Source organism: Microbacterium saperdae (assembly GCF_006716345.1).
Classification (GTDB): domain Bacteria; phylum Actinomycetota; class Actinomycetes; order Actinomycetales; family Microbacteriaceae; genus Microbacterium; species Microbacterium saperdae.
Window position 1 is genome coordinate 263843 of sequence record NZ_VFOX01000002.1, and the last position, 13902, is coordinate 277744.

At 68.1% G+C, this 13902-nt stretch carries 15 protein-coding genes; 11 read left to right on the plus strand and 4 right to left on the minus strand.

All coding sequences use genetic code 11. The annotated features are described in order from the left end of the window. Positions 1–118: 118 nt before the first annotated feature. Positions 119–667, minus strand: coding sequence for a peptide-methionine (S)-S-oxide reductase MsrA (gene msrA / locus FB560_RS15870; protein ID WP_141873489.1), 549 nt, complete (start codon positions 665–667; stop codon positions 119–121). Continuing rightward, a complete protein-coding gene (msrB, locus tag FB560_RS15875; protein ID WP_141873490.1) occupies positions 664–1140 on the minus strand; it encodes a peptide-methionine (R)-S-oxide reductase MsrB in 477 nt (158 codons plus the stop codon). The genes msrA and msrB overlap by 4 nt, the downstream gene beginning before the upstream one ends. A gap of 145 nt (positions 1141–1285) precedes the next feature. Between msrB and FB560_RS15880 the strand changes: the two genes are divergently transcribed. Further along, a complete protein-coding gene (locus FB560_RS15880) occupies positions 1286–2101 on the plus strand; it encodes a hypothetical protein (protein ID WP_141873491.1) in 816 nt (271 codons plus the stop codon). 76 nt (positions 2102–2177) lie between these two features. Continuing rightward, positions 2178–3095: a DUF808 domain-containing protein gene (locus FB560_RS15885; protein ID WP_141873492.1), complete on the plus strand. Its 918-nt coding sequence runs from the start codon at positions 2178–2180 to the stop codon at positions 3093–3095. Between the two features lie 17 nt (positions 3096–3112). On the opposite strand, the gene FB560_RS15890 is transcribed toward FB560_RS15885, so the two are convergent. Next, complete coding sequence (locus tag FB560_RS15890; protein ID WP_141873493.1) at positions 3113–3868, minus strand: SDR family oxidoreductase; 756 nt, start codon at positions 3866–3868, stop codon at positions 3113–3115. A 114-nt stretch (positions 3869–3982) separates the two neighbouring features. Between FB560_RS15890 and sigJ the strand changes: the two genes are divergently transcribed. The 3 genes from sigJ to pnuC all read left to right on the plus strand — a co-directional run bounded on the left by sigJ (position 3983) and on the right by pnuC (position 6329). Continuing rightward, positions 3983–4963: an RNA polymerase sigma factor SigJ gene (gene sigJ / locus FB560_RS15895; RefSeq protein WP_229672882.1), complete on the plus strand. Its 981-nt coding sequence runs from the start codon at positions 3983–3985 to the stop codon at positions 4961–4963. Positions 4964–5085: 122 nt separating this feature from the next. After that, complete coding sequence (locus tag FB560_RS15900) at positions 5086–5604, plus strand: GNAT family N-acetyltransferase (RefSeq protein WP_141873494.1); 519 nt, start codon at positions 5086–5088, stop codon at positions 5602–5604. An 11-nt stretch (positions 5605–5615) separates the two neighbouring features. After that, positions 5616–6329 (plus strand): nicotinamide riboside transporter PnuC, encoded by a 714-nt coding sequence (gene pnuC, locus FB560_RS15905; protein ID WP_188895000.1) that lies wholly within the window; start codon positions 5616–5618, stop codon positions 6327–6329. Positions 6330–6621: 292 nt separating this feature from the next. Here the strand turns inward: pnuC and FB560_RS15910 are convergent, their stop codons facing one another. Beyond that, complete coding sequence (locus tag FB560_RS15910; protein WP_141873495.1) at positions 6622–6801, minus strand: hypothetical protein; 180 nt, start codon at positions 6799–6801, stop codon at positions 6622–6624. Between the two features lie 301 nt (positions 6802–7102). Between FB560_RS15910 and FB560_RS15915 the strand changes: the two genes are divergently transcribed. The 6 genes from FB560_RS15915 to FB560_RS15940 are packed head-to-tail and all read left to right on the plus strand — an operon-like array spanning position 7103 to position 13874. Continuing rightward, on the plus strand, positions 7103–8677 hold the full coding sequence (locus tag FB560_RS15915) for an ABC transporter substrate-binding protein (RefSeq protein ID WP_170198182.1): 1575 nt from the start codon (positions 7103–7105) through the stop codon (positions 8675–8677). 5 nt (positions 8678–8682) lie between these two features. Then, the gene (locus tag FB560_RS15920; protein ID WP_211350003.1) at positions 8683–9636 is read left to right on the plus strand and encodes an ABC transporter permease; all 954 of its coding nucleotides are present in this window, start codon (positions 8683–8685) and stop codon (positions 9634–9636) included. Then, a complete protein-coding gene (locus tag FB560_RS15925; RefSeq protein ID WP_141873497.1) occupies positions 9633–10478 on the plus strand; it encodes an ABC transporter permease in 846 nt (281 codons plus the stop codon). The genes FB560_RS15920 and FB560_RS15925 overlap by 4 nt, the downstream gene beginning before the upstream one ends. Further along, positions 10475–12160 (plus strand): ABC transporter ATP-binding protein, encoded by a 1686-nt coding sequence (locus tag FB560_RS15930; protein ID WP_141873498.1) that lies wholly within the window; start codon positions 10475–10477, stop codon positions 12158–12160. The genes FB560_RS15925 and FB560_RS15930 overlap by 4 nt, the downstream gene beginning before the upstream one ends. Positions 12161–12162: 2 nt before the next feature. Further along, entirely contained in the window at positions 12163–13080 is a 918-nt protein-coding gene (locus FB560_RS15935; RefSeq protein WP_141873499.1) for a LysR family transcriptional regulator, read from the plus strand. Next, a complete protein-coding gene (locus tag FB560_RS15940) occupies positions 13077–13874 on the plus strand; it encodes a carbon-nitrogen hydrolase family protein (RefSeq protein WP_141873500.1) in 798 nt (265 codons plus the stop codon). Before FB560_RS15935 ends, FB560_RS15940 begins: the two co-directional genes overlap by 4 nt. Positions 13875–13902 lie beyond the last annotated feature (28 nt).

Below are 13902 nucleotides of genomic sequence, written 5' to 3' on the forward strand. Positions count from 1 at the left end.
ATGAAGGAGCCCCTGCGGCATCCGCTCCTTCATCCCGTGAGATCTCCTTCATTCCGCGCGCGGTCCGGGCACGAAGAAGGCCCTCCGCCTCGAGGGGCGAAGGGCCGGAGAGCGGCGGTCAGACGGCCGCGCTCTCCTCGCGCTTCGGCAGCACCCAGCCCGCACGCGGGAAGTGGCACGTGTAGCCGTTGGGGTACTTGATCAGGTAGTCCTGGTGCTCTTCCTCGGCCTCCCAGAACGGACCCTCGGGCTCGATCGTGGTGACGGCCTTGGCCGGCCAGAGACCGGAGGCGTCGACGTCGGCGATCGTGTCGCGCGCGACGGTCTCCTGCTCGGGGCTGAGCGGGAAGATCGCGGACCGGTAGCTCGATCCGATGTCGTTGCCCTGACGGTCCTTGGTGGACGGGTCGTGGATCTGGAAGAAGAACGCCAGGATGTCGCGGTACGTGGTCGCGGTCGGATCGAAGACGATCTCGACCGCCTCCGCGTGACCCGGGTGGTTGCGGTACGTCGCATGGGCGTTCGAGCCGCCCGTGTAACCCACGCGGGTGCCGAGCACTCCGGGCTGCCGGCGGATCAGGTCTTCCATGCCCCAGAAACAGCCACCGGCGAGCACGGCGGTCTCGGCTCCGGGGGTGCGGGTGATGGTTCCGGTGTCGTCGGTCATGACTGCTCCTCGGCGTTGTCGGCGGTCTGGTGGGTGAAGAGGGTGCTGTAGCGACCGTACCCCTCCTCCTCGAGCCGGTCGGCCGGCACGAAACGGAGAGCGGCGGAGTTCATGCAGTAACGCAATCCTCCCGCGTCGCGGGGCCCGTCGTCGAAGACGTGGCCGAGGTGACTGTCGGCACCGGTCGAGCGCGCCTCGGTGCGCGTCATGAAGAGCTTCCGATCGGTGCGGGTCGTGACGGCATCCGCATCGATGGGCTTGGTGAAGCTCGGCCATCCCGTGCCGCTGTCGAACTTGTCGATCGAGGTGAACAGGGGCTGGCCCGAGACGACGTCGACGTAGATGCCGTCTTCGTGGTTGTTCCAGTACGCGTTGCGGAAGGGGGGCTCGGTGCCGTCCTCCTGCGTGACCTCGTACTGCAGGTGGGTGAGGTCGCTGACGGCCTCGGACGTCTTGCGGTAGTCGTTCGACACGATCTGTCTCCTTGTCTGACGCGGCTGGCTGCAGCGTCTGATGATCACAACCAGCGAGGCGGCCGTTTTGGTCCCGCAGGGCTGGGAGCGCGCTGTGAGTTTCCGCGGACCGCCCCCACGCCGCGAACATGAGACGATGCCGGGGATGGATGCCGTTGACGAAGAACTCCGCACGCTGCGCGCGCGTGCCTACGGTCCGCACGCGGACATCGCGAACGACCCGGCGGCTGTGCGACGCCTCGACGAACTGGAAGCCCTGCGCTCGGCACACCGCTCGGAGTCGATGATCTCGGATGCCGCTCCGCCGGTGGTGGCCGACGTCGCGCCGGAGGCTGTGCGGATGCCGGATGCCCCCGCCCCTGGCATCTCCGAGGGACTGTCCGACCTCGACGCACTGTTCCCTGCCGCGGAGCATCCCGCACCCGCGGCGGAGACGACCGCACCCCGGGAGCCCACCGGCCCGCGTCGCTACCGACGGCGCACGCTGTGGATCGTCTCCGCCACCGCTGCCGCGCTGGCGGCCGGCCTCACGTACGCCGTGGTGTCGTTCGCCCCGGTCTCGGCGTCGTCCGGGGCGCCGCAGATCGCGACGCTGACCCCCACCCCGGAGGTCGAGATTCCCGTGGGATTCATCGGAGCCGTCGAGGACGCCGTGGCCTTCGAGTTCCACGGGCTCACGCTCTTCGTCGGTGGAGGCTTCAGCGGAATGGGTGACGAGGAGGGCGCCTGCCTCCTCGCGATCGACAGCGGCAGCGTCCCGACCGAAGATCTCGAAACGTCCGGCTGGAGTGCCGACGGCCCGATCTACAACGGCTGCAGCGTCGGCGCGTTCCCCGCCACCGTCGAGATCCCGCTCACCGTCGATGCGCCGAAAGAACTGCGTGCGGCCTTCCCCGACGGCACCGCGCTGCAGTTCGTGCTCGACGGCGACCGGGTCGGCGTCTTCCTCGACAGCGAGTAGCGGGGCCGACGTCCCCTCCGGCGACACACGATGTGGATATAGTTTCTCGTCTGCACATTGAAGCTGGGGGACGCACATGTCGGTTGGTCTGCTCGCCGTCGTCGACGACATTCTGAGCGCGGCGATGAAGGCCTCGGCCAAAGCCGCCGGCGTCGTGATCGATGACGCGGCCGTCACTCCGCAGTACGTGCAGGGCATCACTCCCGCACGCGAGCTGCCGGTGGTCGCCAAGATCGCGGTCGGATCGCTGGCGAACAAGTTCGTCATCATCATCCCGATCGCCCTGCTGCTCACCGCGTTCGCGCCCTGGGTGCTGCCGTACCTGCTGATCCTGGGCGGCGCGTACCTCTGCTTCGAAGGCGCCGAGAAGGTGCTGGAGTGGTTCGGCGTGCAGCACGGCCACGCGGAAGAGGGCGACCGCAACGAGAACAAGCTGGTGTGGGGCGCGGTGCGCACCGACCTGATCCTCTCGACCGAGATCATGCTCATCTCGCTCGCGAACCTCGAAGCCGGCCTCGACATCTGGACGACCCTCGCGATCCTCGCCGTCATCGCACTCATCATGACCGGCGTCGTCTACGGCGCGGTCGCGCTGCTGGTGAAGATCGACGACATCGGCCTCAAGATGGCGAAGAGCCGCGAGAAGCGAGTGCGTCACACCGGCATGCGCATCGTGCGCTCGATGCCGGGGGTCTTCCGCTTCATCAGCATCCTCGGCACCGTCGCGATGCTCTGGGTCGGCGGCCACCTGCTGCTCGTGAACCTCGGCGAGGTCGGCCTGCACTTCGGTGCCGACGTGCTGCACGGCATCGAGCACCTGCTCGAGCCGCTCGGACCCGTGATCGTCTGGATCGGCGACACCCTGTTCTCGGCGGTCGCCGGACTCGTCGCCGGGCTGATCATCGTGGGCATCGTGCTCGGGATCGCGCGGATCCTGGGCAAGAAGCCGAGCTTCCACGAAGGCGAGGAGTCCCCCGCCGACGTGCACGCCTGACCGTCGGCCGAGGCCTCTCACGGCCGGGTGTGATCCGCGCTGCGCAGCCACTCGTCGAAGGTGATCTCGCCCTGGAGGGCATCCGCGCCTCCGCGCAACGAGCCGGATGCGAGTCCCCTGCCGTACGCGCCCGGCAGTCGCAGGTCGATCACCCGGCGACGGATGCCGTCGAAGGCGAGTTGCCGTCGCGCGGCGTCGGCGAGCGTCTCGTCGCGCGGCCCGACCAGGTCCGGTGCACGGCCGGCCGCACCGGCTTCCGCCACCCGCACGAGGTGAGCCGCGACTTCGCGGGCGGCGACCGGCCGCATGAGCGTGCGCGGCATCGGCGCGAACGGTCCGCTCACCAGGCCGAGGATCTGCCCCGCGAACTCGTGGAACTGGCCAGCCCGGGCGATCGTGAACGGCACGGGCCCCGCGGAGACGGCCCGTTCCTGGGCGAGCTTGCCCGCGTAGTACGAGGTGTCGATGTCATCGATCCCGACGATCGACAGCACGACGTGATGACCGACACCGGCCTGCTCCTCGGCTGCGAGCAGATGGTGCGCCGCCGTCTCGAAGAAGCTCTTCGACTTCTTCGCCGAGAGCGTGGTGGCGAGGTTGGTGACGTCGATCACGGCATCCGCTCCGGCGAGCGCGCCGGCGAGCCCCTCGCCCGTCAGGACATCCGTGCCGTTCACCCTGCTGAGCACGACGATGTCGTGACCGGCGGCGCGCACGTGCTCCGTGACGTGGCGCCCGACGGTTCCGGTGCCTCCTGCGATGGCGATCCTCATGGGGTTCCCTTCGTTCCGGGTGCTCTGCGCGTCACCCTGTCACATCTCCGACGATGGCGCGTGCCCCGGTGTGAGGTCGGTAGTCTTCGAGTGCATCCGCTGCGAGGAGAGAACGTGCACGACGACCTGGATGCGGTGCTCCGCGAGCGCCGCCGGCTTCTGGCCGTCGCCTACCGCATGACCGGGACCCTCGCCGACGCCGAGGACGTCGTGCAGGAGACGTTCGTGCGCTGGTATCGGCAGACGGATGCCGAACGCGACGCCATCCTGAACCTCGGCGCCTGGCTGACCACCGTCGCCAGTCGGATCTCACTCGATCTGCTGACCTCGGCCCGCAAGCGCCGTGAACAGTACGTGGGGCAGTGGCTGCCGGAGCCGGTGCCCTCCGACGCGTTCGCGGACAGCGGCCGGTTCTCGGCATCCTCGCGCGAGATCACCGATCCGCTCGAGCGGGTGTCGTTCGACGATTCGGTGTCGACAGCACTGCTGGTCGTGCTGGAGTCGATGACTCCGTCCGAGCGCGTGGCCTTCGTGCTGCACGACATCTTCGACGTGCCGTTCCCCGAGATCGCCGAGATCCTCGACCGCTCGCCCGCCGCCGTGCGCCAGCTCGCGACGTCGGCGCGTCGCCATGTGCGCGAGAACCGCGCCACGGCAGTACCCCGAGCGGAGCACGACCGAGTGGTGCGCGCGTTCCGCACCGCGACGCTCACGGGAGGCGTCGAGGAACTGATCCGGGTGCTCGCGCCCGACGTCGAGCTGCGCAGCGACGGCGGCGGAGTGGTGCGCGCCGCGCTCAACATCGTCAGCGGCGCCGACCGCGTCGCGCGGTTCCTGCTCGGGATCGCCCAGAAGAATCCGCAGCTCGAGGCCGCCGAGCTGCAGACCGGAGACGGCCTCGCCTTCCTGTTCCGCGCCGAGGGCGACGTCGCATCGGTCATGAACTTCGCGGTCGAGGACGGACGGATCAGCCGGGTGTGGATCGTGCTGAATCCGGCGAAACTGACCTCGTGGCGTGGCGGTTCCGACGGGGAAGACGCGGCCGTCTCCGGCGGCCCCGGAACCCCCGACGTCGACGAATCACGGACGTTCTGACGGATCACGGAGAGGTCGTCGACGAGACCTCCGGGACCCGTCATCCTCTCGGCGATCCGTCGCCCTCCGCATCCTGCTAACGTCAGCGGTGCGCGCCCGAAGCGCAGACGCAGGAGACCCCAGTGCAGATCAGGGATGCGGTCGTCGCCGACCTCGAGACGATCACCGAGATTCACAACCACGCCGTGGTGCACACCACCGCGATCTGGAACGACGATGCGGTCGACATAGACGATCGTGCGGCCTGGCTCGCCGACCGCACCGCGGGCGGCTTCCCCGTGATCGTCGCCGCCGACGACACCGGCGTGGTCGGCTACGCATCGTTCGGGGGCTTCCGTCCGCACAGCGGATTCCGCCAGACCGTCGAGCATTCGGTCTACGTGCGGGGCGACCAGCAAGGGCGCGGTGTCGGCAGGACGCTCATGCAGGAACTCATCGAACGGGCGCGGGCCCGCGGGGTGCATGTCATGGTCGCGGCGGTCGAGAGCGGCAACGTGGGATCGATCCGCCTGCACGAGAAGCTCGACTTCCACGAGGTGGGGCGCATGCCGCAGGTCGGCGCGAAGTTCGGCCGCTGGCTCGACCTGAGCCTGCTGCAGCTGATCCTCGACGAGCGCACCGCTCCCGACCCCGCGTCCTGAACGGAGACACGATGGATGCGTTGCAGTGGCTCGTGGAGGCGTTCAACTCCCAGTGGGTGCTGCCCGGTGGGCAGACGCTCCTGGTGCGGGAGGTGGTCGGCAACGTCTTCGGACTCGCGAGCGCGATCGGCGGCATGCGCCGCAAGGTGTGGGCGTGGCCGGTGGGCATCATCGGCAACCTGCTCCTGCTGACCGTGTTCCTCGGGTCGATCCTCAGCCCGGACCACTCGCTGCCGCATCTGCTCGGGCAGGCGGGACGCCAGGTCATGTTCATCGCGGTCGCGATCTACGGCTGGATCCGCTGGCGCAACGCCTCGGGCGGGCGCGTGACCCCGCGCTGGGCGCCCACGAGCGCCCGCATCGGCATGGTGCTCGTGATGGTCGTCGGCACCGTCGCCCTGACGCCGCTGTTCCGTGCACTCGGTTCGTGGGAGCCGGTGTGGGCGGACGCCTGGACCTTCGTCGGCTCGCTGCTCGCGACGTACGGCATGGCCCGCGGATGGACCGAGTTCTGGCTGGTCTGGATCGCGGTCGACGTGGTGGGCGTGCCGCTGCTGTTCAGCTCGGGCTACTACGCCACCGGACTCATGTACGTCTTCTACGGGCTGTTCACCGCGACCGGATTCGTGATCTGGTCGCGCGCACAGGTGAAGGCGTCCGCGACGCCGGTCGAGATCCTGCCCCCTGACCCGAGTCCGCGGCGCGCGGAAAGCGACGCCGGCTGACACCGGCTCGGGAGGAGTTCTCCCCTTCGGGCGGACGATTCAGCCCGGATGCTCCGCCCGAGGCCGAGTTCTCCGCCCGGGCGCCCGTCAGGAGGACAGCGTCCGTGGACTCAGTGTCGAGAGCAGACGCAGCTTCTCCTGGCTCTACAGCCCGAACGGGCCAGGGCGCGTGGGTGGGATGCCCACCGAGCAGCCCCTGTACGCCCCGCTGAAGAGCGCAGAGGACGCGTCACGCATCTGGCGGATCTCGGAGCAGCTGGTCGGCGTCACCTTCCCGCGGTGACCGGCCCGTTCAGTCGTCGCTGCGGCTGAACACCGAGCGCAGGAAGAAGAAGACGCCTGCGGCGACGACGAGGACGATCGCGAGTTTCGCGATGAACCACAGCACCGAGAAGAGCGCGCTGACCAGCCACCACGCGATCACCACGGCGAGGATGACACCGACGACGGTCCAGAGCGAGTTCTTGGTCATGACTCCAGCCTACGGCGACCACGGAACGGTGATCGCCGGGCCCTGCGCAGGAACTTCGCCGGGCACTTTCGGACATGGGGGGCGATAAACCCCTGGTCGGGGAGATCAGTTAACTCTCGTGTTATCTCCCACTGAGAAGTCGAACTTCCGGCTTATGTGGCATGCAGAGATAATCAATCACGAAAGGTCTTGTTCGATCCAGACCTCCCCACCCGACGAGCAACGGAGCCGTCGATGATGACGTTCCGTGCTTCGTGACATTCGAGCGATGGTGCCCCCGGCACCATGGAAGGACTCTGTCATGCCCATTTCACAGCACCTCCGCCGGCACGAGAGCCGCACGGCCCACCGCTGGATCGGTGCCGTCGCATTCGGCGCCGCATCCATCCTCGTCCTCGCGGGTTGCGGCGGATCCGCCGATTCCGGAGACTCCGGATCAGGATCGCAGACCCTGACATTCGGCCTCTCCGCCGAACCCGCCACCCCGATCACCGGCATGCAGCAGGGAGGCGCGGTGAACCAGCTGCTCACCATGGTGCATCGCGGACTGATGACCTACGACGAGAGCGGCGCGGTCGCACCGGGCCTCGCCGAGTCGGTCGACACCACCGACCCCACCCGCTACGTCTTCACTCTGCGGCCGGACCTCACCTTCCACGACGACACGCCCCTCACCGCCGAGAACGTCAAGAACTCCCTGGACTACTACCGCGACCCGGAGAACGGCTCGCAGCTCGCAGCCGGGCTCAAGGACATCACCGAGATCACGACCGACGGCGACACCGTCACGATCACCCTCGCGCAGCCGAACACGGCGTTCCTGCAGTACCTCGCGCTCCCGTTCGCCGCGATCGTCCCCGATGCATCGCTCAACGCCGAGACCCCGAACTGGGTCGGCGCCGGTCCGTTCGAGATGACGGATCTCGAGCAGGGCATCGGTCTCACGGTCGAGAAGAGCGACAACTACTACGACGCGGATGACGTGGCACTGGACAGCATCGAGGTGAAGTTCTACCCCGATGGGGAGGCACGCACCAACGCACTGCTCAGCGGCGATGTCGACATGATCGAGTACGTGCCGTGGGAGAACTTCCAGCGCGTATCCGACGCCGGTCTGACGGTGGACGCCCAGCAGGGGCCGTTCCAGTACGTGCAGTTCAACGTCACCGACGGGCCGTTCGCCGAGCCGAAGGTGCGCCAGGCCGTCGCCTACGCGTTGAACCGTGAGAACGCGGTGCTCGCGGCTTTCCAGAGCAACGGCGCTCCGCTCAACGGCATCGTCATCCCCGAGGACGACCCGGCCTACGACCCCGCCGCTGCCGACCTGTGGAGCTACGACCCCGAGAAGGCGAAGGAGCTCCTCGCCGAGGCCGGGTACCCCGACGGCTTCTCCGCCACGCTGCTGTCGACCTCGCAGTACACCTTCCTGCAGGACAACGCCCTCTCCGTGCAGGAGGATCTGCGCGCGATCGGCATCGACGTCACGCTCGACGCGCCGGACTGGTCGACCCGCGTCAGCAAGGGCAACGCCGGCGAGTACGACATCGCGGTCTCCGGTGACGCCGGCGTCGTCACCGATCCCTCGTACCTGCTGAACTGGGTCGTCGACAGCCGCAACTTCAACGTCGGCTGGGGCTACTCCAACGACACGCTGCGCGGGCTCATCGAAGAGGGTCTCCGCTCCAGCGACGACGATGCCAAGCGCGACATCTACGCGCAGGTCGCCGAGCTCTGGGCGGAGGAGGTGCCCTTCGCGTCGATCAACACGCGAGAGCAGGCCTACGCCTACAACGACAAGGTGAGCGGCTTCGAGACCCTGCCCGGGTTCCTCGTCTTCTACAGCTCGCTCAACCTCGCGCACGCCTCGGTGGAGTAAGTCCTGTGCTGTTCTTCATCCTGAAGCGGGTGGCGATGGGGGTGGGACTGGTCCTGCTGGTCCTCACCCTCATCTTCTCCGCACTCCAACTCGTTCCGGGCGACCCCGCCGTGCTGCTGCTCAGCACCGGCGACGGCGGGGCGCCCAGCCCGGAGGCCGTCGAGAAGCTGAGAGAGCAGCTGGGACTCAACCAGCCGCTGCTCACCCAGTACTTCTCGTTCCTCAGCGGTGTGTTCACCGGAGATCTCGGCGAATCGTTCCGCACCTCGCAGCCCGTGCTCGAGGCGATCGGCGCCCGACTCCCCCGCACCCTGATGCTGGTCGTGTTCGCCACCGTCCTGTCGATCGTGATCGGCGTCGCGATGGGCGCCATCGCCGCACGCCGCGGCGGATGGGTCGACACGCTGGTCACCGCACTCAGCTCGATCGGCGTCGCCCTCCCGGTGTTCGTGTTCGGCGCCGTGCTGATCCTGCTCTTCTCGATCACGCTGAAGTGGTTCCCGGCGGGCGGGTATGTGGATCCCTCCAAGGATCTGCTCGGCTCGCTCGCCAGCCTCACCCTGCCGGCGATCGCCCTCGCGGTCGGCTTCGCGGCGCAGATCGCCCGGATGACGCGATCGGCCGTGCTGGAGGTGCAGACCCAGGACTGGGTCCGCACCGCCAAGTCGATCGGCCTCGCACCCTTCACCGTGTTCCGCCGGCATGTGCTGCGCAACTCGCTCACGCCGGTCGTGACGGTCGTCGGCATCGGCTTCGGCACGCTGCTCGGCTCGACCGTGCTGGTCGAGCGGGTCTTCAACTACCCCGGCCTGTCGAGCCTGCTCGTCGACGGCGTCACCACCCGTGACTACCCGGTGGTCCAGGGCGTGGTGATCGTGATCGCCCTGCTGTTCATCGCGATCAACATCGTCGTCGACATCATCTATGGAATCCTCGACCCCCGAGTGAGGCGAGCATGAAACTCAGCCCCCGCATCCGCCAGGCGATCACGCCTCTGCGGAGCGTCATGGTGGTCTACCTCCTGGTGATCATCATCCTGATGGCGTTCGCGCCGCTGCTCGCGCCGTACGATCCCATCGCCCAGAACGTCGCCCTGCGTCTGCAGCCGCTGTTCAGCCCCGGCCACCTGCTCGGCACCGACGAGCTGGGGCGCGACATCCTCTCGCGCATCATGTTCGGTGCACAGGTCGAGCTGTTCATCGCCCTCGGCGCCACGCTGCTCGCCACCGTGCTGGGCACGCTGCTCGGTCTGCTGGGGGGCTACTTCAACGGACTCACCGAGGTCGTGACGATGCGCCTCATGGTCGACGTCATCCTGGCGTTCCCGCCGATCGTGCTCGCGCTCCTCGCCGTCACCCTGTACGGCCCTGGACCGATCACGCTCATCATCGCGATGGGTGTGCTGTTCGCCCCGATCTTCGCCCGCATCACCTACGGCCAGGTGCTGTCGACCAAGCGCGAGGAGTACGTCGACGCGGCCCGCACCTTCGGGGCCCCCACGATCGTGGTGCTGTTCCGCACGGTGCTGGCGAACGTGTCGGCACCGATCATCGTGCAGTTCTCGCTCACGATGGCCGCCGCGATCCTGATGGAGTCCGGGCTCAGCTACCTGGGCCTGGGCGTGGTCCCGCCGACCCCGTCCTGGGGCTCGATGGTCGCCGCAGGGCAGCGGTACCTGACCACCGACCCGCATGTGCTGCTCGTGCCGGGCACCGTGATCGTGCTGACGATCCTCGCGTTCGGCATCCTCGGCGACGCCCTGCGTGATCTCCTCGACCCGAAAGCGAAGAAGCGCTCATGAACGAACCGCTGCTGCAGGTCGACGGTCTCTCCGTCGAGTTCCAGACGCCGGACGGCTGGCGACAGGTCACGTACGACGTGTCCTTCCGCGTCGATCGGCGCAAGACCCTCGCCCTCGTCGGCGAATCAGGGTCCGGCAAGTCGGTCACCGCGATGTCGATCCTGGATCTGCTCCCCGCCAACGCCCGACGCACCGGACGCATCCTGTTCGACGGCGTCGACCTCGTCCCTCTGCGCGACAAGGGGCTGCGGCCCCTGCGCGGCTCCCGGATCGCGACGATCTTCCAGGAGCCGATGACAGCGCTGAACCCGGTGTACACGATCGGTCACCAGCTGGCCGAGGCCCTCACCAGCCATCATGATCTCGATCGCAAGACCGTCAGGGACCGCGCGATCCAGTTGCTGCGCGATGTGCACATGCCCGACCCGGAGGAGAAGGTCGATCACTATCCGCACCAGCTCTCCGGCGGGCAGCGGCAGCGCGCCATGATCGCGATGGCGATCTCGTCCGAGCCCGATCTGCTGATCGCCGACGAGCCGACGACGGCTCTCGACGTCACCGTGCAGGCCGAGATCCTCGATCTGATCTCCGAGATCCAGGAGCGGATGGGGATGGCGGTACTGATCATCACGCACGACATGGGCGTGGTGGCCGATGTCGCCGACGACGTCGTGGTCATGAAGGACGGCCGCGTCGTGGAGGGCGCCCCGTCGGCCGAACTGTTCCGCTCCCCGAAGGAGGAGTACACGCGGGCGCTGCTCGCCGCGGTGCCGCACCTGGGCAAGGCCGACGACTTCCTCTCGGCCGCGCGGAACAAGCTGCGCATCGACGGCGTCACCGCCGCCACGCCGCTGCCGGAGACGGTGCTGCGGCTGCAGGATGCCGTCATCCGCTACCCCGGTCGCTGGCGCCGCCCCGGGTTCCAGGCCATCAACGGCATCGATCTGGAAGTCGCGCGCGGTGAGATCGTCGGCCTGGTGGGCGAATCCGGCTCGGGGAAGTCGACGATCGGCAAGGCCGCGATCGGCCTGCTGCCCGTGAGCGAAGGGGTGCTGGAGGTCCGCGGCGAGCGCATCACCGGTCGTCCTGGTCGCGCGCTGCGGCAACTGCGCCGACACGTGACGATGGTGTTCCAGGACCCCGCATCGTCGCTGAATCCTCGACGCACGATCGGCCAGGCCATCTCCGACCCGCTGCTCTGGCAGGGGCTCGTGCGCGACCCCCGCGCCCGGCGGAAGCGCGCGAGGGAACTGCTCGAACAGGTGCAGCTCAACCCGGACTGGTGCGACCGCTTCCCGCACGAGCTGTCGGGCGGCCAGCGCCAGCGCATCGGCATCGCCAGGGCGATCGCCACCGACCCGGTGCTCATGATCGCCGACGAGCCGACCTCGGCGCTCGACGTCTCCGTGCAGGCGCAGGTGCTGGATCTGTTCCTCGCCCTGCAGCGCGAGCTCGGGTTCTCCTGCCTCTTCATCAGTCACGACCTCTCGGTCGTCGAGACCCTGTCGAACCGGGTCGTGGTGCTGCGGCACGGCGATGTGATCGAGGAGGGGCCGACCGAGGATGTGCTGCACCATCCGTCCGACGAGTACACGAGACGTCTGATCGCCGCCGCGCCGGTGCCCGATCCTGAGATCCAACAGGTGCGCCGTGCCGAGCGCCTCGCGTTGAGGAGGGCGTAGCGATGGAGACTCGACGACTGGAGATCTTCGTCGCACTGGTCGACGCCGGAGGCTTCAAACAGGCCGCCGCGAGCCTCTTCATCACGCCGCCCGCACTGTCGCAGCAGATCTCGCGGCTCGAGAAGGATGTCGGCGTCGCGCTGATCGACCGGACGATGCGCCCGATCGTGCCCACCGAGGCGGGGCGGGAGTTCTACTTCCGCTGCCGCCGGGTGCTCGAGGCGATGCAGCACATCACTCAGCTCCTCGATGACGAGCGCAGCCACGAGTTCGGCCGCGTACGCGTGGGCATCGTGCCGGCCATGATGTACAGCACGCCGGCGAAGGCGGTGCGTCGGTTCATCCGTGCGCATCCGGCCGCCAATGTGCAGGTGCGCAGCATCGCGACCTCGCTGCTGATCGATGAGCTGGAGCAGGGGTCCATCGACGTGGCGGTGCTGCTCACCCAACCGGACGTGAAGGACCTGTCCTCGACGACGCTGTTCAGCGAGGAGTACCTCGCCTGCCTGCCGGTGGATCACGCGCTGGCCGATCAGGAGGAGATCAGCTTCGCGGAGCTGCGCAGCGAGCGCATCCTCCAGGGGCCCCGCGTGGCCAACCCGGCGGGCTACGACGCGGTCGTCGCGGCGTGCATGCGTGCCGGCTTCTCCCCGCGCACGCTCGAGGTGATGGGTTCCTACATGGATCACGCCGCGATGGTGTCGGCGGGCATGGGCGTGGGATTCATCCCGGAGTCGCTGTCCGACATCCACCCGCACGACGTCGTCTATCGGCGACTGGTCAATCCGTCCGTGGGTCTCACGGCGTCGATCTCATGGTTCGAGCGCCGTCTCGATTCCGTGGGGCGGGCGTTCGTCCGCCACTGCATCACCGAGCTCTCCGATCTGGAGGGCCTCACCCCTACCGAAGGAGAATCATGAAGTTCGCGATCGGCCAGATGGTCTCCGGCGCAGACAAGGTCGCCAACCTCGCGGAGATCGCGAGGTTGACCGAAGAGGCGGCCTCCGCCGGCGCACGCCTCGTGGTCTTCCCCGAGTTCGCCATGTTCGACGTGCCGAAGCTCGACGAGGAGTTCATCAAGGAGGGTGAGTCGCTCGACGGTCCCTTCGTCTCCGGACTCGCCGCGCTCGCGCGCCGGACCGGCGTGGCGATCGTCGCGGGGATGCTCGAGACGATCGAGGGCGAGGCTCGTGGGTACAACACGCTGGTGCTCGTGACTCCGGAAGAGGGACTCTCGCGGGTCTATCACAAGCTCCACCTGTACGACGCTTTCGGGTTCCTGGAATCGGACCACATCCGTCCCGGCGACATCGCAGGACCGGTCACCTTCACGATCGACGACATCACCGTCGGGATGCTGACCTGCTACGACCTGCGCTTCCCCGAAGTGGCGCGCGAGCATGCGGATGCCGGAGTCGATCTGCTGCTGTATCCGGCGGCCTGGATGCCGGGCGCGCGCAAGGAGGACCACTGGAACACCCTCGCCCGCGCTCGGGCCATCGAGAACACGCTCTACGTCGCCGCCGTCTCACAGGGACCGGCGATCGGCACCGGCGGCAGCATCATCGTCGATCCGATGGGCATCACGCTCGGCGAGATCGGCGAGCGCAGCGGCATCGCGGTCGCGGATGCCACGCCGCAGCGCGTCGCCGAGGTGCGCTCGGTGAACCCCTCACTCGCCAACCGTCGATTCACCGTGGTCGCCTCGGCCTGACGCCGTCGCCACAGAACTGAAAGGAAGA